This is a genomic window from Vibrio sp. RE88, from assembly GCF_013113835.1.
Classification (GTDB): domain Bacteria; phylum Pseudomonadota; class Gammaproteobacteria; order Enterobacterales; family Vibrionaceae; genus Vibrio.
The window spans coordinates 185,616-204,368 of the sequence record NZ_VTYQ01000007.1; the positions used below are offsets into that span (position 1 = coordinate 185,616).

Genomic DNA, 18,753 nt, shown 5'->3' on the forward strand with positions numbered 1-18,753 from the left:
GGATGTTTGAATCATGAGCCAGAACGTATACCAATTTATTGATGTACAACGTGTCGATCCTGCAAAGAAACCGATTAAAGTTCGCAAGATTGAATTCGTCGAAATTTACGAACCCTTTACTAAACAGCAAGCCACTGCCCAAGCTGATCGCTGTCTCGACTGTGGTAACCCTTACTGCGAGTGGAAGTGTCCAGTGCATAACTACATTCCGCAATGGCTAAAGTTGGCCAATGAGGGGCGCATTCTTGAAGCCGCAGAACTCTCTCATCAGACAAACAGCCTGCCAGAAGTGTGCGGCCGAGTCTGTCCACAGGATCGATTGTGTGAGGGTTCTTGTACCCTCAATAATGATTTTGGCGCCGTTACGATTGGTAATATAGAGAAGTACATTACCGACAAAGCGTTTGAAATGGGCTGGAAACCCGATATGTCACAAGTCGAATGGACAGACAAAAAGGTGGCCATTATCGGCGCAGGCCCAGCAGGACTTGCTGCCGCAGATATTTTAGTGCGCAATGGCGTCAAGCCTGTCGTTTTCGATCGCTACCCTGAAATCGGCGGCCTGCTCACTTTTGGCATTCCATCGTTCAAGCTTGAAAAAGGTGTGATGGAAAATCGCCGCCGCGTCTTCACAGATATGGGCGTTGAATTTCGCCTCAACGTTGAAGTCGGTCAGGATATAACAATGCAGCAACTGCTCGATGATTATGATGCTGTTTTTCTGGGGGTCGGAACATACAAATCCATGCGAGCTGGATTAGAAAACGAAGACGCGCCGGGCGTATACGATGCACTGCCGTTTTTGATTTCCAACACTTACAAAGTCATGAACTTAGAAGACACACAACCCTTCGTAGATATGGCGGGTAAAAAAGTGGTCGTACTCGGGGGTGGCGATACCGCAATGGACTGTGTTCGCACGTCAATCCGACAAGGCGCCTCTAACGTCATTTGTGCCTATCGACGTGATGAAGCCAATATGCCGGGCTCTCGTCGAGAAGTAAAAAATGCCAAAGAAGAAGGTGTCGACTTTAAGTTTAACCTTCAACCTTTGGGTGTCGAAGTGGATGCCTCTGGCAAAGTGTCGGGTGTGAAAGTGGTTAAAACGGCCCTTGGAGAACCCGATGAAGCCGGACGTCGTCGCCCAGAGCCTGTTGAAGGGAGTGAACATGTTCTGCCAGCAGACGCTGTAATTATGGCGTTTGGATTCCAGCCACATAAGATGGAATGGTTAGCGCCTTATGATGTGGAGCTCGATCAGTGGGGAAGGATCAAGGCCCCTTCTGAGCAAGAGTTTCAGTATCAGACCAGCAATGAAAAAATCTTCGCGGGTGGGGATGCAGTGCGAGGCTCGGACTTGGTCGTGACCGCGATTGATGAAGGGCGCAAAGCTGCAGAAGGGATCCTTGATTACCTTGAAGTCTGATAAATGACCATTGATATAAAATTAGGGTTGACGTTTGTGCGTCAGCCCTTTTTTATAGAAGCTCTTTAACTAATACACTTAGACTATAACAATAAGGACATTGTGAATGAAAAGGCACGCGCTCTTAATCACTGCCGTGATGCTACTATCCGCTTGCAGCCAAGGAGTCCAAACTATGACAGATCGCACCTCATCACCATGTGGTGATAAACCGAACTGTGTTTCCACGCAAGACGACAGAGAAAAACACCAACTTGCCCCGTTCACTCTCACCAGCCATGCCAGTATCGACGCAATTGAAAATGCGGCACTTCAATTACCCGGTGCAAAAACAGCGGTAAAAGAAGAAGGCTATTTGAGGATAGAATGCACATCAAAAATCATGCGCTTTGTTGATGATCTTGAGTTACGCATAGAAGGAAACACCTTATTGGTTCGTTCTGAATCCCGCACGGGATACTCAGATTTCAGCGTCAATCGAAAACGCGCCGAACAACTGAGAGCATTATTGCGTAGCGCGGAGCAGGTTCAGTAACCAGACATAAAAAACCGAAGCGAACGCTTCGGTTTTTACTGTACTGCGCTATTTAATCGCGAAAAACAACCAGACGCTTAGGCGCGACCTTTCCGTCATCGTTCAATTCCGCAACACCAATAAAGGTACGCTCATCACCCGAGGTCATGCGCAGCGTTCCTTCTGGTACACCAAGAACATACACTGGCTGTCCGTGCTGAACTAAGTCAGTCTGCTCCGCATTGAGGTTCACTTCCGGTAAATCTTCCACCGCAGTGTCCATTGGCAACAGCAATGGGTCGAGTACCTCACGTGGCGCCACTTCATCAGAATGAGCTTGCTCCAGCAATTCATTAAGTTGCTCAAGCGTCACCATTTTTTCGTAAGGATAGTTAGCGACTGCCGTACGACGAAGCATGGTCACGTGCGCGCCACAACCAAGCATGTCACCAAGATCATCCACTATCGTACGGATATAAGTGCCTTTTGAACAATGCACTTCCATCTCGACTTCGTCACCTTCAAAACGGTGTAAGATGATTTCATAAACCGTGATCTTTCGAGCTTCACGCGGGACTTCGATACCTTGGCGAGCGTATTCGTATAAAGGCTTACCTTGATACTTGAGCGCGGAAAACATCGATGGCACCTGATCCGACTCACCGCGGAACTTGTCGATACATGCTTCCAGTTTCGTCATATCGACATCAACAGGGCGAGTTTCGACAACTTCACCATCCGAGTCCGACGTATTGGTGCGCTCGCCTAGCTTGGCGATAACACGATAACGCTTATCTGAATCGAGGAGGAACTGCGAAAACTTCGTGGCTTCTCCAAGACAAATTGGCAGCATGCCAGTCGCAAGCGGATCCAGAGCGCCAGTATGCCCAGCTTTCTCTGCAAAATAGATGCGTTTGACTTTTTGTAACGCATCATTGGATGAAATACCTGTCGGTTTATCTAACAGGATGACTCCATCAATTGGACGACCTTTACGACGGCGAGCCATTATGCGTTATCCTCTTCCGAGTTTTCGCCATCACGACCAGCATTTTGTTGCTTACGTTTATCTTCACTTACCACTTCGCTGACAAGGTTAGACATTCGCATACCTTCAACCAAAGTGTTGTCGTATTCGAAACGAATTTCAGGTGTCAGACGCAGACGAATGCGCTTACCTAGCATCATGCGGATATGAACTTCATGTTCACGAAGCGCTTTTAAGCATGACTCAGGTGTTTGTTCACCTACACATAAGAAGGTCACGAACACCTTTGCATACGCAAGGTCACGAGACACTTCTACGTCTGAGATAGTAACCATGCCCAAGCGTGAATCACGAACTTCACGCTGTAGGATCATGGCCAGTTCTTTTTGCAGCTGCTGCGATACTCGCTGCGTGCGGCTAAATTCTTTTGACATATCTTTTCTCTTATTAGAAAGAATGGGGGGATGGATAAATTCCAGCCCCCCATGGCGTATTCAACAACCTATTACCGACACTCACTGCCGGTAAAGTTAGTCAATTAGTCTAGAGTACGTTTAACTTCAACAACTTCGAAGACTTCGATTTGGTCACCAACGCGAACATCATTGTAGTTCTTAACGCCGATACCACATTCGTAGCCGTTCTTAACTTCTTGAACGTCGTCTTTAAAGCGACGTAGTGACTCTAGTTCACCTTCGTAGATAACCACGTTCTCACGTAGTACACGAATAGGGTTATTACGCTTAATCGTACCTTCAGTAACCATACAACCCGCGATAGCGCCAAGTTTAGGTGACTTAAATACATCACGTACTTCTGCAAGGCCGATGATTTCTTGCTTGAATTCTGGAGCAAGCATACCGCCCATTGCTTGTTTCACTTCGTCAATCAATTGGTAAATGATTGAGTAGTAACGCAGATCTAGGTTTTCCGCTTCGACTGCACGACGAGCTGTCGCATCAGCACGAACGTTGAAGCCTAGGATGATCGCGTTAGATGCAGCAGCTAGAACGGCATCAGTTTCTGTAATACCACCAACACCAGAACCAACGATGTTCACTTTCACTTCTTCAGTAGAAAGTTTACGTAGCGAGTCTGCGATAGCTTCCACAGAACCTTGAACGTCTGCTTTAAGTACTACGTTAAGCTCAGCCACTTCACCAGCAGCCATGTTAGAGAACATGTTCTCTAGTTTCGCTTTTTGCTGACGTGCTAGTTTAACATCGCGGAATTTACCTTGACGGTAGTTTGCAACTTCACGTGCTTTACGCTCATCACGAACAACAGTCGCTTCGTCACCAGATGCAGGCACACCAGACAGACCGATGATTTCTACTGGGATAGAAGGACCCGCTGTGAAGATCTCTTGACCATTCTCGTCACGCATTGCACGAACACGGCCGTACTCTTGACCACAAAGAAGGATATCACCTTTGTTTAGAGTACCAGACTGAACCAGTACAGTGGCTACAGGACCGCGACCTTTATCTAGGCGAGATTCAACAACCACACCAGACGCCATGCCTTCTTCTACCGCTGTCAGCTCAAGAACTTCAGATTGTAGAAGGATAGTTTCTAGCAGACCTTCAATGTTTGTACCCTGTTTCGCAGAGATGTGAACGAACATGTTCTCACCGCCCCACTCCTCAGGAATAACATCGTATTGAGCTAACTCATTCTTAACGTTATCTGGGTTCGCGTCTTCTTTATCGATCTTGTTCACAGCAACAATCAGAGGTACACCCGCCGCTTTCGCGTGCTGGATTGCTTCGATTGTCTGTGGCATTACGCCATCGTCTGCTGCTACAACAAGAACAACGATATCTGTTGCCTGAGCACCACGAGCACGCATTGCAGTAAACGCCGCGTGTCCAGGAGTATCCAGGAAGGTGATCATGCCGTTTTCAGTTTCAACGTGGTATGCACCGATGTGCTGTGTAATACCACCCGCTTCACCTGAAGCAACGTGTGCTTTACGGATGTAGTCAAGTGTCGATGTCTTACCATGGTCAACGTGACCCATGATGGTAACAACCGGAGCACGAGGAACTGCTTCTGCATTGCTGTCACGATCTGACAGTACTGCTTCTTCTAGCTCGTTCTCTTTACGCAGGATTACCTTGTGACCCATTTCTTCAGCAACAAGTTGTGCCGTTTCTTGGTCGATAACCTGGTTGATCGTCGCCATTGCGCCCATCTTCATCATTACTTTGATAACTTCTGTGCCTTTTACAGACATCTTGTTAGCAAGTTCTGATACAACGATGGTTTCACCGACAACAACGTCAGCTTTAGCAACGGTAGCTGTCTTATCGAAACCTTGCTGCATTGATGCAGGCTTCGCCAGTTTACCTTTGTTGCGGCCTTTGCCACCACGCTGGTTACGGCCGCCACGATTTTGATCATCGTTACCAGAAGTTTTCTTCTTCTTCTTACGACGACCACCTTCTTCTTTGCGGTCTGCTGCGTCTTCCGCTTCACGTGCGTATGATGAAGTCGTTACATGGTAGTCAGAGTTTTCCAACTCTTTCTTCTTCTGTTCCGCTTCAGTCCAACGAGCTTCATTTTCTTCCGCTAGTTTACGCGCTTCTTCAACAAGCTTAGCCGCTTCTTGTTCCGCTTTACGTTGGGCTTCTTCTTCCTGACGACGTTTAAGTTCGTCAGCTTCTTTTTTCGCTTGCGTGTTCACTTCCGCATTTTTTGCATTCATGTCTTTCTTAGCCTTATCAGCTTGTACGCGTTTGGCTTTTTCTTCAGCGTCACGTTTTGCGTCCGCTTCTCGCTTCGCTTTTTCTTCGGCCTCGCGTTGTGCTTTCTCTGCAGCTTCACGTTTTGCTAGCTCTTCAGCCTCACGCTTCGCAAGCTCTTCAGCTTCACGCTTTGCTGCTTCCTCAGCCTCGCGGTTTGCGTCGTCTTCGATAATGCTGCGCTTCACATAAGTTCGTTTCTTACGAACTTCTACTTGAACATCCTTACTCTTGCCGCCACCCGCGTTTACGCTAAGTGTACTGCGAGTTTTACGCTGTAGAGTTAAGCGAGTAGGCTCAGCTTCACCAGAAGTGTCGCCGTGCTCTTTCTTAAGGTGAGTCAGAAGTTTCTGTTTCTCTTCTTCAGAAACCTGATCTGTACCCGCTTTCGTCATACCGGCATCAGCAAGTTGCTCTAATAAGCGGTCCACTGGTGTACCAATTTCTTCACTCAGTGCCTTAACAGTAATTTTTGTCATGCCGCTTTCTCCTTGCTGAAAATTATGCGTCTTCGCCGAACCAACAGATGTTACGTGCTGCCATGATTAGCTCACCCGCATATTCTTCGGTTAGACCTTCAATACCTTCGAGATCATCGATACCCTGATCAGCCAAATCTTCCAGTGTTACAACACCTTTCGCTGCCAGTTTAAATGCCATTTCACGTTCTAGACCTTCCAGTGCAAGTAGGTCTTCTGCAGGCTCTAGGCCTTCAAAAGATTCTTCCTGAGCCAGAGCCAGTGTCGTTAGGGCATCTTTTGCACGATTACGTAGTTCGTCGACAAGGTCTTCATCCAGACCATCAACTTCAAGCAGTTCGTTTACTGGTACATAAGCCACCTCTTCAAGAGAAGAGAAGCCTTCTTCAACTAACAGCTGAGCGAAATCTTCTTCGATATCTAGGTACTTCATGAAGTTTTCAATTGACGCTTGAGACTCTTCTGCGTGTTTCTTCTGCAGGTCTTCAACCGTCATTACGTTCAGTTCCCAACCTGTTAGTTGAGAAGCTAGACGTACGTTTTGACCGTTACGGCCAATGGCTTGTGCTAGGTTATCGGGTTCAACCGCGATATCCATTGCGTGAGCATCTTCGTCAACGATGATAGAAGCCACATCTGCTGGAGCCATTGCATTGATAACAAACTGAGCTGGGTTATCGTCCCAAAGTACGATATCAATGCGCTCACCACCAAGCTCACCAGAGACTGCCTGTACACGTGCACCACGCATACCAACACACGCACCCACTGGGTCGATGCGCTTGTCGTTAGTCTTCACAGCAATCTTCGCACGAGAGCCAGGATCGCGAGCCGCACCTTTCAGTTCGATGATCTCTTCTGCAATTTCCGGCACTTCAACACGGAATAGTTCCGCCAACATTTCTGGCTTAGAACGCGTGATGAATAGTTGGAAACCACGTGCTTCTGGTGCTACGCGGTACAGAAGACCACGAACGCGGTCACCCGGACGGTGGTTTTCACGAGGAAGCTGGTCATCACGTAGGATTACCGCTTCAGCATTGTTACCTAGGTCAAGCACGATAGTTTCGCGGTTAACTTTCTTAACCACACCAGTAACCAGCTCACCTTCATTATCGATGAACTGCTCAACGATCTGTGCACGTTCAGCTTCACGAACTTTCTGTACGATAACCTGCTTCGCTGTTTGCGTAGTAATACGGTCAAACGTTACTGATTCGATTTCATCTTCTACGTAGTCACCAAGCTCAATCGTCTCATCATCAAACTGTGCAGCTTCAAGAGAGATTTCTTTTGTTGGGCTTTCCACTTCTTCAACTACTAACCAACGACGGAAAGTATCGAACTCACCCGTTTTACGGTCAATTTCAACACGTACATCGATTTCGATTTCGTGTTTCTTCTTCGTAGATGTAGCTAGAGCAATCTCTAGGGCTTCAAAGATGCGCTCACGAGGTACCCCTTTTTCGTTCGATACCGCTTCTGCTACCGCTAAAATTTCTTTACTCATTTTAAATAGCCTCTAAGACCTTAATTAAAATTTAGGGATCAGGTTAGCTTTTGAAATGTTGCTTAGAGCAAACTCTTCTGCGTTGCCGTCCACAGTAACTGTTACTGTTTCACCTTCGATTGCGTGGATAACACCTTTCCACTTACGACGGTTACCAACAGCCATTTTCAAAACGATGCTTACCTCGTGACCAATAAATTGTTCATAGTGTGCTGCTTTGAAAAGTGGTCTTTCTAAACCTGGAGAAGACACTTCTAGGTTGTAAGCCACGGTGATTGGATCTTCAACGTCCATTACTGCACTAACCTGACGGCTAACTTCTGCACAGTCATCCACAGAGATGCCATTTTCATGGTCAATAAAGATACGTAGCGTTGAATGTTCGCCTGCGCGAATAAATTCTAATCCAACTAACTCATAACCTGATGCTGCTACTGGCGCTTCAAGCATTTCAGTAAGTTGTCTTTCTAAACCAGTCATTTAAACCACTCCAGAAACAAAAAAAGGGCTCAGAGCCCAATTTAAATTCCAAGCAATGTCTGAACTTCTGCAATGCAGAAATTCAGATAACAAAAAACCCCGAAAGTCGGGGTTTTTTGATGCTGGACCCTGATGTGTTAAGCAATCAAAGTTTGCTTAACTCACAGTTGCTATTGCGACTGTGCAAACTTGTCCACATCCAGTAAAGGATTGGTTGCGGGGGCCGGATTTGAACCGACGACCTTCGGGTTATGAGCCCGACGAGCTACCAAGCTGCTCCACCCCGCGTCCGACTTGTCGAGCATTATACGCTCTCCAAGGTGTTTTACAAGTTTGTAAACAATGGTGCCGAGAGAGGGACTCGAACCCTCACACCTAAGGCACTAGCACCTCATGCTAGCGTGTCTACCAATTTCACCATCTCGGCAGCTAAATCTTTAGCTTATTGAGGAATTTCGTCGCCTGTTGGGGCTGGAACTTCACTCGCAGCATCATCAGCTTGCTGGATAACTTGACCTTGAGTCGGGTCAACCCACTGAGATTCAGTTTTATGAGTCGACATGTTACCTAGCACTAAGCTAAGGATGAAAAATACTGTTGCAAAAATTGCAGTCATTCGGGTTAGGAAATTACCTGAGCCGCTTGCGCCAAACACTGTGTTTGATGCGCCTGCACCGAATGAGGCTCCCATATCTGCGCCTTTACCTTGTTGAATCAGCACTAGGCCGATTACACCAACCGCTGCCAACAGGTAAATCACAAGTAGAACTGTAAACATGATTTCCACCTATGTTCCAAATTGTTGAGCCAGCGCCGCTCGAAAACTCATTTTTGATGTTTTTGAACAAGGCTAGCGACCTCCTTATCGAAGGCCGAGCAATACTAGCGAAACGTTATTACGCTGACAAGTAGAATTTTTCAAAAAAAGACGACTTGATGGCTAAGCGGTCAAAAAAAGGACAAAAGTCATACTTTTCTTTTTACTTGCCAGTACATTTTGTCTAAAACGCTGAAAACTCAGGGCTGTATTCAATTCGACCATTACGGTCGGTAAACTCATTCTCTGCCAGAGCTAACACTTGAAATGCGCCAGCAGGCACTTCCCACTGACAGCAAAAGCTGTACTTTTCACTCGCTTCAAAGCCAAAGCGAGAATAATACTCAGGTTCACCCAGTACCACACAAGCCGGGTAGCCAAACTCTTTTAGCGATTCCAGCCCTTCTTTAACTAACTCTGCCGCCAAACCTTGTCGACGGTAGTCTGTTTTTATAGCGAGTGGAGCCAAACCCTGCCAACTTAGGTCTTCACCATTTAATGTGACTGGGCTGAACATGACGTGCCCAACCACCTCTCCTTCATCATTACAGGCGACCAATGATAAGGTTCTACGTCCGTTTTCTCTTAGCCTCATCACTAAATCTGCTTCAGTTTCTGTTTCAAAAGCAGACTTCAGTAGTCTGTCGACGGCAAGAATGTCAGCCGGAGCTTCAGTTCGAATAAGCATTGATAACCTCACTTTGTGCGAGTGGCGATTGTAACCCTTTCTGCACAAAATCGGCTAGTTGATTTAATAGCGTTTGCAACGGTTTCGGCAGCTGCTCTAAATCGACACTGTCCATCAAGTTCTTTATCTCTAACCCCAGCTCCGTATCTCCTTCTATAGACAAGCGGCGCTGGAAGAACAAAGTATCTGGATCTTCTTTTCGCCCAGCAATCAGTACCAGATCATTGAGGCTACCTCGAAAAGCAACGTCTTCTTTAACGGCTGAATCCACAACCATCAGTTGGCTATCCTGATAGCTAACATACCAACTTAGCTGCATATCTTTTATCTCAATTTTCAGCCACTTACCTTCAAGGAACTCAAAATCACCATCTTCAAGAGATTCTCTAAAAACGCTTTTCAGCCCCTCTAACAAGGCTTTTTTTTGTACACTTTTAGGCAATAAGTGGACTGGAGATCGCAAAATTGATGCGGCATTTTCAACTAGCTGGGTGCGAATCTTGTTAATCACGAGCGTTATCCGTTACTTTGTAAATAGGAGACTCATCATAATGGATGATGATGGAGCGATTCCTGTTGTGTATCAAAAAATTAGTCTGATACCGCTAGCCCTTTAATCTAGCGGCAATCACAGTTATAGTTATTGGTATCGCTTCTATATCACAGCTCTGTGACTCGTATTGCTCTTTGGAGAGTCGGTAATACCCTTGATGCTTTCGCAACAACTACAGCATTGGTTCACGAAGATTACGGCAAACAGCCCGTTTTTTTTCGCCATTTTGGATAGCCAGCATAACTATGCCATGGTTAATGGTCGCTATTGCGATATCGCCGGCCTATCCAATCAAGAACTGGTCGGTATGAGCGATACGCAAACCTTAGGTAAGCATTTCTATAACCAACTCAAACCCTACTATGAGCGTGCCTTCAACGGTGAATCTCTCGAAGCAGAAATCACACTGAACGAAATTGACCTCGAAACCAGTCTGCATTTCAGCTTAGCTCCCATCGAAATCGACAATAAAATTGAATACGTTGCCTTCCATGCAGTCGATACATCAGAAAAACATATTCTGGTTCGTTCTCTAGAAGAGTCAGAAGGTAAATTCTCAACGCTCACCACTTTGTTGCCTGATGGCCTACTACTGGTCGAAGAGGATTGCATCATTTCAGCCAACCCAGCGGCAGTACGTTTACTCGGTTTTGAAGATAACAGTGATTTGTTAGGTGAAGAGCTTTCCCGCCTATTTGTCGATGAGAAAACCAAAACGGTTTTCAGTAAGTCGCTCAGCAGTTCACTGGCGAAAGCGCCCCTGACCTGTCTGACAGGGCCAAGGTGTGGCTTCGAGCGCCGTGTTCAGCTCCACGCTGATGATGCGATGGTACTAGGCAGCAATACTCAATTAGTGCTGATTCAAGATGCCGACGAGACACCAAAACACTTGAGTAACAAGCCGTTAGAAGATGCACACATTGATTCTTTAACTGGCCTCTACAATCGTTTTGGTTTTACCAAACGTCTTGAGCAGTTCATTCATAATGAAACACCACTATTACTGCTCTACCTCGATATCGATAATTTCAAGAACATCAACGACTCTTTAGGTCACCATATTGGTGATAAAGTGATTAAAGAAGTGTCATCTCGTCTTAAGCGTCTTTTACCGCAACATGCGGTAGTAGGGCATTTAGGAGGCGATGAATTTGGCCTGATATTACCGGAACCAGAAAACAATCGAATGGCGGAGATTCTTGCTGAGCGCATCATCTCACTCATTAACCAGCCATTTGATCTGCACCATTTCAGCAAACGCTTAGCTTGCTCTATCGGCAGTGTGACGTATCCGGGAGATGGCAATGACGCACGTATTCTGCTGCAAAATGCCGACACCGCAATGTACGAAGCCAAAGATCGGGGTCGTAATCGCCTGATTAAGTTCAATGATCAGATGAACAAAGAAGCGCGTATGCGTTTATGGCTGGAGATTGAGCTGCAAAAAGCCTTACAACAGAATGGCTTGGAAGTATGGTATCAACCTAAGGTCAATGCTCGTGATTTCAGCATTAATGGCGCCGAAGCCCTTATCCGCTGGAAACACCCTGTGGAAGGTTACATAAGCCCGGGCGCTTTTATCCCTGTCGCCGAACGAGCAGGCTTGATTGAACATCTCGGTCGAGTGGTCATGCGAGAAGTATTCAGCACAGTTAAGCGTTGGAAACTTCAAGGCATTCTGCCGGGGCGCGTCGCGATCAACCTTTCTCCAGAGCAATTTGGCAATCCAAAACTGATCGATTATATGGAGAAGTTACTGCGTACTACAGAGCTTGATCCTAGCTGCATCACGTTTGAGCTGACCGAAAGCGCTGTGATGAGCGACAGTGAGCACACCTTGCAAATGCTCAACGCCATTAAAAAACTGGGCTTTGCTTTATCGATTGACGACTTTGGTACCGGTTACTCATCACTTTCGTATCTTGCCCGTTTCCCGATAGATGAGCTTAAGATTGACCGCGCGTTCATTAATGACATCGATACGCTACCAAAGCAGGTAACGGTAATCGAAAACATCATTAATCTGGGGAAATCGCTTAACCTGACGGTGGTCGCAGAAGGGGTCGAAACCCAGCAACAAGCCACTCTGCTCTCTAACCTCAATTGTAATTCGATTCAGGGCTTCCATTTCTATCGCCCGCAACCAAAGCAAGAAGTCGAAGAGCTGTTTGCTCAGCATCGTCGCCATAAAAACTGATCACAACTCACTCCAAATGAGTATTTGACTCAGAAACTTACCTAAACCTGCCTTACATCAAACTTGCCGTTCATATTCCTTCATAAAATGCGGAGCAATTTTTCGCAAAGACAGATTGGAAGGCGCAATGGAACTCCTCTGCCCTGCAGGTAACTTACCTGCTCTCAAAACAGCCATCGACTGCGGTGCTGACGCTGTGTATATCGGCTTCAAAGACGATACCAATGCGCGCCATTTCGCAGGTCTTAACTTCACTGGTAAGAAACTGGACAAAGCGGTTCAGTACGTCCATGACCATAAGAAAAAAATTCACGTCGCGCTGAATACCTTCGCTCATCCGGATGGGTTTGATCGCTGGACTGACGCCGTCGATCGCGCCGCCCAAAGTGGCATTGATGCGTTAATTATCGCTGATATCGCCGTACTGGATTACGCCGCCAACAAATACCCTGAACTCGAACTGCATTTGTCGGTTCAGGCATCGGCGACCAATGTCGCTGCAATCGACTTCTATAAACGGAACTTCAATGTTAAACGCGTGGTACTGCCGCGTGTGCTGTCTATCCATCAGGTCAAACAGCTGTCACGCAACATTCCGCAAGATGTCGACCTAGAAGTGTTCGCCTTCGGCAGCTTGTGCATTATGTCTGAAGGCCGCTGTTACCTTTCTTCGTACATGACGGGCGAGTCTCCCAATACCGTTGGCGCCTGCTCGCCTGCGAAATTTGTTCGTTGGCAGGAGACAGACAAAGGACTGGAATCTCGGCTCAATAACATTCTGATTGATCGCTATAGTGACGGAGAAAATGCCGGCTACCCCACTTTATGTAAGGGACGATTCACAGCAGAGTTAGACGAGCACACTCAGGCTTATCACGCATTGGAAGAGCCCACCAGCCTCAACACCCTCTCTATGTTGCCTGACTTGTTTGCCGCAAATGTAGCTTCTGTAAAAATCGAAGGCCGTCAACGAAGCCCCGCTTATGTCGAGCAAGTGACTCGTACCTGGCGTGCAGCTATCGACCGCTACTTAGCTAACCCTGAAGCTTATCAAGTTGAAGCGGCCTGGGATGCTGCACTGGCTAACGTCTCAGAAGGCACTCAGACAACTCTCGGTGCTTACCACCGTAAATGGCAGTAAAGTATAGAAAGGAAAACACGATGAAATACGCACTTGGACCCCTACTTTACTTCTGGCCTAAGCAAGATGTTGAAGAGTTTTATCTGCAAGCCGCATCCAGTTCCGCCGACATCATTTATCTTGGCGAGAGCGTTTGTTCCAAACGCCGAGAAATGAAACCTGCACATTGGATGGATATTGCAAGATCGCTCAACCAGTCCGGCAAACAAGTGGTTCTGTCGACCATGGCTCTGCTTGAAGCGCCTAGTGAAGTCAACATCATGAAGAAGTACATTGATAATGGCGAATTCGCTATCGAAGCCAACGATGTCTCTGCCATTCAGCTGGCCTCTGAACACAAGGTCCCGTTTGTCGTCGGCCCTGCGGTGAATACCTACAACGCATACACGCTGAAACTGTTTCTTAAACAGGGCATGACGCGCTGGTGTATGCCAGTCGAGCTATCTAGAGAATGGTTAGGTAATGTACTTAACCAATGTGATGAGATTGGTATTAAAGGCAAATTTGAAATCGAGGTATTCAGCCATGGCTATTTGCCACTGGCCTACTCTGCTCGCTGCTTCACTGCTCGTGCTGAAAATCGTGCTAAAGACGATTGCGAAACTTGCTGTATTAAATACCCGACAGGCATAAAGGTCAGTAGTCAGGAAGGCCAGCAAGTGTTTAACCTCAACGGCATTCAGACTCAATCAGGGTATTGCTACAACTTGATCAATGATTTACCAAATATGAAAGAACTGGTCGATGTCGTTCGCCTCAGCCCACTTGGCATAGAGACCCTCTCAGAGTTAAACCATTTTCGGGCTAACGAATCTGGGCAAAGCCCGATGAAAATTGATAGCCGCCAATGTAACGGTTACTGGCATCAGCTCGCCGGGCTGGAAGTAAAAAACCTCTGATCTTTACATCATAAAAAAGGCCGATATCACCTCAGTGATATCGGCCTTTTCGCTATTTTTACACTAACAATTAAGCTTGTGGACGCATCGCTGGGAACAGAATCACGTCACGGATAGTGTGCGTGTTAGTAAACAGCATCGCTAGACGATCGATACCGATACCTTGACCTGCCGTTGGCGGTAAGCCGTGCTCAAGTGCTGTGATGTAGTCCGCATCGTAGTACATAGCTTCATCATCACCTGCATCTTTCGCATCAACCTGTGCTTTAAAGCGCGCATCTTGGTCTTCTGCATCGTTAAGCTCTGAGAAGCCATTCGCCACTTCACGGCCACCGATGAAGAACTCGAAACGGTCTGTGAAGAACGGGTTGTCATCGCTGCGACGAGCAAGAGGAGAAATATCCGCTGGGTAACCAGTGATGAACGTTGGTTGAATTAGCTGAGGTTCAGCAGTCTCACCAAAGATCTCTTCTAGAAGCTGACCACATGTCCAGAACGTTTCTACTTCCACGTGTACCGATTTTGCGATAGCAACCATCTTGTCACGGTTAGTAAGGTCTTGCTCTGTTAGTGCCTGGATCTCAGCGTGCTCTGGGTTGTAGTGCTTGATTGCTTCAAACATGCTCATACGAGCGTACTTACCACCAAACTCAACAGTCTCGTCACCGTAAGGCATAGACGTTGAACCAAGAACGTCCATCGCAACTGTGCTTAGCATTTCTTCAGTCAGATCCATTAGATCTTTGTAGTCAGAGTACGCTTGGTAGAATTCCATCATAGTGAATTCTGGGTTGTGACGTGGCGATAGACCTTCGTTACGGAAGTTACGGTTGATCTCGAATACACGGTCAAAACCACCAACCACTAGACGCTTCAGGTAAAGCTCTGGAGCAACACGCAGGTACATATCGATGTCTAATGCGTTGTGGTGAGTGATGAATGGACGAGCCGTTGCACCACCAGGGATCACGTGCATCATTGGCGTTTCAACTTCTAGGTAGCCTTTTGAGCTCATGAAGTTACGGATTGCCGATACCAGCTTAGAACGGATGATGAACGCTTCACGTGAGTCTTGGTTGACGATCAGGTCAACGTAACGCTGACGGTAACGCATCTCTTGGTCAGTTAGACCGTGGAATTTCTCTGGAAGTGGACGAAGTGCTTTCGTTAGCAGCTCGTAAGACTCCATATTCACGTAAAGGTCGCCTTTACCTGACTTGTGAAGAGCACCTTTCACACCGATGATGTCACCGATATCTAGGCCTTGGTACTTCTCTTTCAGCTCTTTTTGAACATCTTTTGCAGCATAAGCTTGGATACGACCAGAGGTTTCTTGAATCGCTAGGAAAGGACCACGCTTAGCCATGACACGGCCCGCGATAGCCACAACGTGGTTTAGCTCTTCTAGCTCTTCTTTCGTCTTTTCACCGAATTCCGCTTGAAGATCGCCAGCTAGGTGCTCACGACGGAAGTCATTTGGGTGGCCATTTGCTTTGCAGCTCTGACGGATATGATCCAGTTTAGCGCGGCGCTCAGCAATCAGCTTATTCTCTTCTTGTACATTGTCGTTTTGAACAGCATCAGTCATTTTTGATGTATCCTGTCTTTCTTTATGAAAATAGTTTTTCGGTGAAAAGCTTACAGGCCTGATTTCAGGCTAGCTTCGATAAATTTGTCTAGGTCGCCGTCAAGAACCGCTTGAGTGTTGCGGTTTTCAACGCTAGTACGCAGATCTTTGATGCGTGAGTCATCCAGTACGTATGAACGAATCTGGCTACCCCAACCGATGTCCGACTTAGCGTCTTCATTGGCTTGCTTCTCTGCATTTTGCTTTTGAATCTCTAATTCAAATAGCTTCGCACGAAGCTGTTTCATCGCCTGATCTTTGTTCTTGTGCTGAGAACGATCATTCTGACACTGAACCACAGTATTGGTTGGAACGTGCGTAATACGTACCGCCGATTCCGTGGTGTTAACGTGCTGACCACCCGCACCAGATGCACGGTATACGTCAATACGTAGATCAGAAGGGTTAATGTCGATGTCGATGTTGTCATCAATCTCTGGGTAGATAAACGCAGAAGCAAACGATGTATGACGACGGCCACTTGAATCGAATGGCGATTTACGAACCAAGCGGTGAACACCTGTTTCCGTACGTAGCCAACCGTAAGCGTACTCACCGGAGATCTTAACCGTTGCTCCTTTAAGACCAGCAACTTCACCTTCAGAGACTTCGATCACTTCCGTCTTAAAGCCTTTTGCTTCAGCCCAACGTAAGTACATGCGTAGCATCATCGATGTCCAGTCTTGCGCCTCTGTACCACCAGAGCCTGACTGCAAATCAATGTAGCAGTCAGATGCATCATGGTCGCCAGAGAACATACGGCGGAATTCGAGCTTTTCTAGCTTAGCTTCAAGCTCAGCAAGCTCTGGCTCAATTTCATCGAAGGTTTCTTGATCTTCTTCTTCAACTGCAAGCTCTAGAAGACCATCAACGTCCTCTACACCTTGCTCAAGTTGGTCAATCGTTTCCACAACCGCTTCTAGGGCAGAACGCTCTTTACCTAGCGCTTGTGCACGCTCAGGTTCGTTCCACACATCCGGTTGTTCTAGTTCCGCGTTGACTTCTTCTAGACGCTCTTGCTTAGCGTCATAGTCAAAGGTACCCCCTCAGGACATTAGTGCGCTCAGACACGTCCTTAAGGCGGTTTTTAATAGGATTGATTTCAAACATGTTTGCTCAACATTTATGAGTAGAATTTAACCGAAGAATTGTACTGAAAAGTGTGACGAAGATACAGGAATTTTTTGCACTGCAACCTGTCGGCGGTTCAACGAAAAACCCCCTGTCACACGAGGTATGACAGGGGATTTTTATCTATTGCGCGTTTCGGCTTAAGCCGCTTCTTCTGCTAGCTCTGATTGAGCTGATTTTCCAATGAAAAACATGCAGATCATGGCAGCAATTGTTGGCAGCAACCAACCCATGCCAATATCAAACAGCGGTAACATACTCAGCGCAGACACATCCACACCCGCTACTTTGGCTGCATCAATCAAAGCAAACAGCAGTGAGACAAGGATAACGACACGGTAAGCCACTTGTGGGTTTGGTAGCATCTTGCGAATAAATGTCAGTGCAACCAAAGCGATAGCCACTGGGTATAGCGCGAATAGCACAGGAACAGACAAGGCAATCAGTTGAGAAAGGCCTACATTCGCGACCACTGCACACGCGACACCGTTAACCACAACCCAAGTTTTGTAAGACACTGGAGTCAGCGAGCTAAAGTAATCAGAACACGCTGAGATAATACCGATAGCCGTCGTTAAGCACGCAAGAAGCACAATCACTGACAATACAATTTGACCATACGGGCCAAACAGAGATTGAACGTACACGCTAAGAATCACACCACCATTGTCTGCGCCAGCAGCCACAGCCGCACTGGTTGCACCTAGGTAGAATAAAGAGACGTATACGAAAGCCAAACCAGCAGCAGCAACACATGCGGCTCTGATCAGATATTTTGCAGTCGCCTTTTGATCAGAAATACCTTTTTGACGAAGTGCATCGACGATAAGCCCGCCAAACATCAGCGAGGCGAAGGTATCCATGGTGTTGTAACCTTCAAGGAAACCTTTTTGCAGTGGGTGCGTCAGGTATTCACCTTGTGCTGCGATCATTTCACCTTGAGGGTCAATAAACACAGCGACAGCAAGCACAATCAAACCTAAGAAAAGCACTGGAGTCAGTACTTTGCCAATCACATCAATCAGCTTACCTTGTGACCAAGCAAAAGACATGGCCACAGCAAAGAACAAGATAGAAAAAATCGTCAGGTGCGATTGAGCCGCATCAACAAAAAACGGCTTCACCGCCATTTCGTAAGCCACTAAACCTGTACGCGGCGCGGCAAATGCAGGACCGATAATGATAAAGATCAGTACCGCTATGGTCATCGCCACGCGTTTAGGCAAATCTTTGGTGAGATGATCCCAAGAACCACCAGCAACGGCGATAGCAACGATAGTAATAAGAGGGAGGCCTACCGCCGTTAGAAGAAATCCTGTCATCGCAGGCACAAGATTCTCACCTGCAAGCTGTCCTGCTAGTGGTGGGAAAATAATGTTACCCGCACCTAAGAAGAAAGCGAAAAGCATAAAGCCTACCGCGATAATATCTGTTAATTTTAAAGTCTGATTCACAAGAGACCCTTTAATTATTTTGATTGATGTTGTGCATGCTGAGCAGTCCGAGTTGGCTACCCAATCTATAAATTTGGAGGCGAATAATGACGAAACACACAC

The 18,753-nt window shown here is 46.8% G+C and carries 16 protein-coding genes and 2 tRNA genes; 5 read left to right on the forward strand and 13 right to left on the reverse strand.

What is annotated here, in order from left to right; genetic code table 11:
* The first annotated feature begins 13 nt into the window (after positions 1 to 13).
* Together F0265_RS17455 and F0265_RS17460 are read left to right on the forward strand one after the other, a co-directional pair.
* Complete coding sequence (locus tag F0265_RS17455) at positions 14 to 1,426, forward strand: FAD-dependent oxidoreductase (RefSeq protein WP_099607638.1); 1,413 nt, start codon at positions 14 to 16, stop codon at positions 1,424 to 1,426.
* Positions 1,427 to 1,532: 106 nt separating this feature from the next.
* A complete protein-coding gene (locus tag F0265_RS17460) occupies positions 1,533 to 1,961 on the forward strand; it encodes a DUF1499 domain-containing protein (protein ID WP_171749851.1) in 429 nt (142 codons plus the stop codon).
* Between the two features lie 52 nt (positions 1,962 to 2,013).
* Here F0265_RS17460 and truB read toward each other — a convergent pair whose 3' ends face one another.
* The 10 genes from truB to F0265_RS17510 form a co-directional block, all read right to left on the reverse strand.
* Entirely contained in the window at positions 2,014 to 2,949 is a 936-nt protein-coding gene (gene truB, locus F0265_RS17465; RefSeq protein WP_171749852.1) for a tRNA pseudouridine(55) synthase TruB, read from the reverse strand.
* Positions 2,949 to 3,362: a 30S ribosome-binding factor RbfA gene (gene rbfA, locus F0265_RS17470; protein ID WP_171749853.1), complete on the reverse strand. Its 414-nt coding sequence runs from the start codon at positions 3,360 to 3,362 to the stop codon at positions 2,949 to 2,951. The genes truB and rbfA overlap by 1 nt, the downstream gene beginning before the upstream one ends.
* A gap of 104 nt (positions 3,363 to 3,466) precedes the next feature.
* Entirely contained in the window at positions 3,467 to 6,154 is a 2,688-nt protein-coding gene (infB, locus tag F0265_RS17475) for a translation initiation factor IF-2 (RefSeq protein ID WP_171749854.1), read from the reverse strand.
* Between the two features lie 22 nt (positions 6,155 to 6,176).
* Entirely contained in the window at positions 6,177 to 7,664 is a 1,488-nt protein-coding gene (gene nusA / locus F0265_RS17480) for a transcription termination factor NusA (protein ID WP_045987006.1), read from the reverse strand.
* 24 nt (positions 7,665 to 7,688) lie between these two features.
* Positions 7,689 to 8,144, reverse strand: a complete 456-nt coding sequence (gene rimP, locus F0265_RS17485; RefSeq protein ID WP_006958050.1) for a ribosome maturation factor RimP — start codon at positions 8,142 to 8,144, stop codon at positions 7,689 to 7,691.
* Between the two features lie 211 nt (positions 8,145 to 8,355).
* A tRNA-Met gene (locus F0265_RS17490) sits at positions 8,356 to 8,432 on the reverse strand.
* 55 nt (positions 8,433 to 8,487) lie between these two features.
* Positions 8,488 to 8,571: transfer RNA gene (locus F0265_RS17495), tRNA-Leu, on the reverse strand.
* 15 nt (positions 8,572 to 8,586) lie between these two features.
* Positions 8,587 to 8,922: a preprotein translocase subunit SecG gene (gene secG, locus F0265_RS17500; RefSeq protein WP_006958051.1), complete on the reverse strand. Its 336-nt coding sequence runs from the start codon at positions 8,920 to 8,922 to the stop codon at positions 8,587 to 8,589.
* Positions 8,923 to 9,145: 223 nt separating this feature from the next.
* Positions 9,146 to 9,649, reverse strand: coding sequence for an N-acetyltransferase (locus F0265_RS17505; protein ID WP_171749855.1), 504 nt, complete (start codon positions 9,647 to 9,649; stop codon positions 9,146 to 9,148).
* Positions 9,633 to 10,160 (reverse strand): SCP2 sterol-binding domain-containing protein, encoded by a 528-nt coding sequence (locus F0265_RS17510; protein ID WP_171749856.1) that lies wholly within the window; start codon positions 10,158 to 10,160, stop codon positions 9,633 to 9,635. The genes F0265_RS17505 and F0265_RS17510 overlap by 17 nt, the downstream gene beginning before the upstream one ends.
* A gap of 199 nt (positions 10,161 to 10,359) precedes the next feature.
* Here F0265_RS17510 and F0265_RS17515 point away from each other — a divergent pair, with 199 nt between their 5' ends.
* The 3 genes from F0265_RS17515 (at position 10,360) to F0265_RS17525 (ending at position 14,439) form a co-directional block, all read left to right on the forward strand.
* On the forward strand, positions 10,360 to 12,399 hold the full coding sequence (locus tag F0265_RS17515) for a bifunctional diguanylate cyclase/phosphodiesterase (RefSeq protein ID WP_171749857.1): 2,040 nt from the start codon (positions 10,360 to 10,362) through the stop codon (positions 12,397 to 12,399).
* Between the two features lie 127 nt (positions 12,400 to 12,526).
* A complete protein-coding gene (locus F0265_RS17520; RefSeq protein WP_064488007.1) occupies positions 12,527 to 13,540 on the forward strand; it encodes a peptidase U32 family protein in 1,014 nt (337 codons plus the stop codon).
* Between the two features lie 20 nt (positions 13,541 to 13,560).
* A complete protein-coding gene (locus tag F0265_RS17525; RefSeq protein WP_171749858.1) occupies positions 13,561 to 14,439 on the forward strand; it encodes a U32 family peptidase in 879 nt (292 codons plus the stop codon).
* Between the two features lie 70 nt (positions 14,440 to 14,509).
* Here F0265_RS17525 and lysS read toward each other — a convergent pair whose 3' ends face one another.
* The 3 genes from lysS to brnQ form a co-directional block, all read right to left on the reverse strand.
* On the reverse strand, positions 14,510 to 16,027 hold the full coding sequence (gene lysS / locus F0265_RS17530; RefSeq protein WP_006958058.1) for a lysine--tRNA ligase: 1,518 nt from the start codon (positions 16,025 to 16,027) through the stop codon (positions 14,510 to 14,512).
* A gap of 50 nt (positions 16,028 to 16,077) precedes the next feature.
* Positions 16,078 to 17,176 (reverse strand): peptide chain release factor 2 gene (gene prfB, locus F0265_RS17535; RefSeq protein ID WP_096000866.1). Its coding sequence is split into 2 segments (ribosomal slippage): positions 16,078 to 17,100 and positions 17,102 to 17,176, totalling 1,098 coding nucleotides; the frame shifts between segments, so codons are not numbered across the junction.
* 161 nt (positions 17,177 to 17,337) lie between these two features.
* Positions 17,338 to 18,651: a branched-chain amino acid transport system II carrier protein gene (gene brnQ / locus F0265_RS17540; RefSeq protein ID WP_045987001.1), complete on the reverse strand. Its 1,314-nt coding sequence runs from the start codon at positions 18,649 to 18,651 to the stop codon at positions 17,338 to 17,340.
* Positions 18,652 to 18,753: the final 102 nt, after the last annotated feature.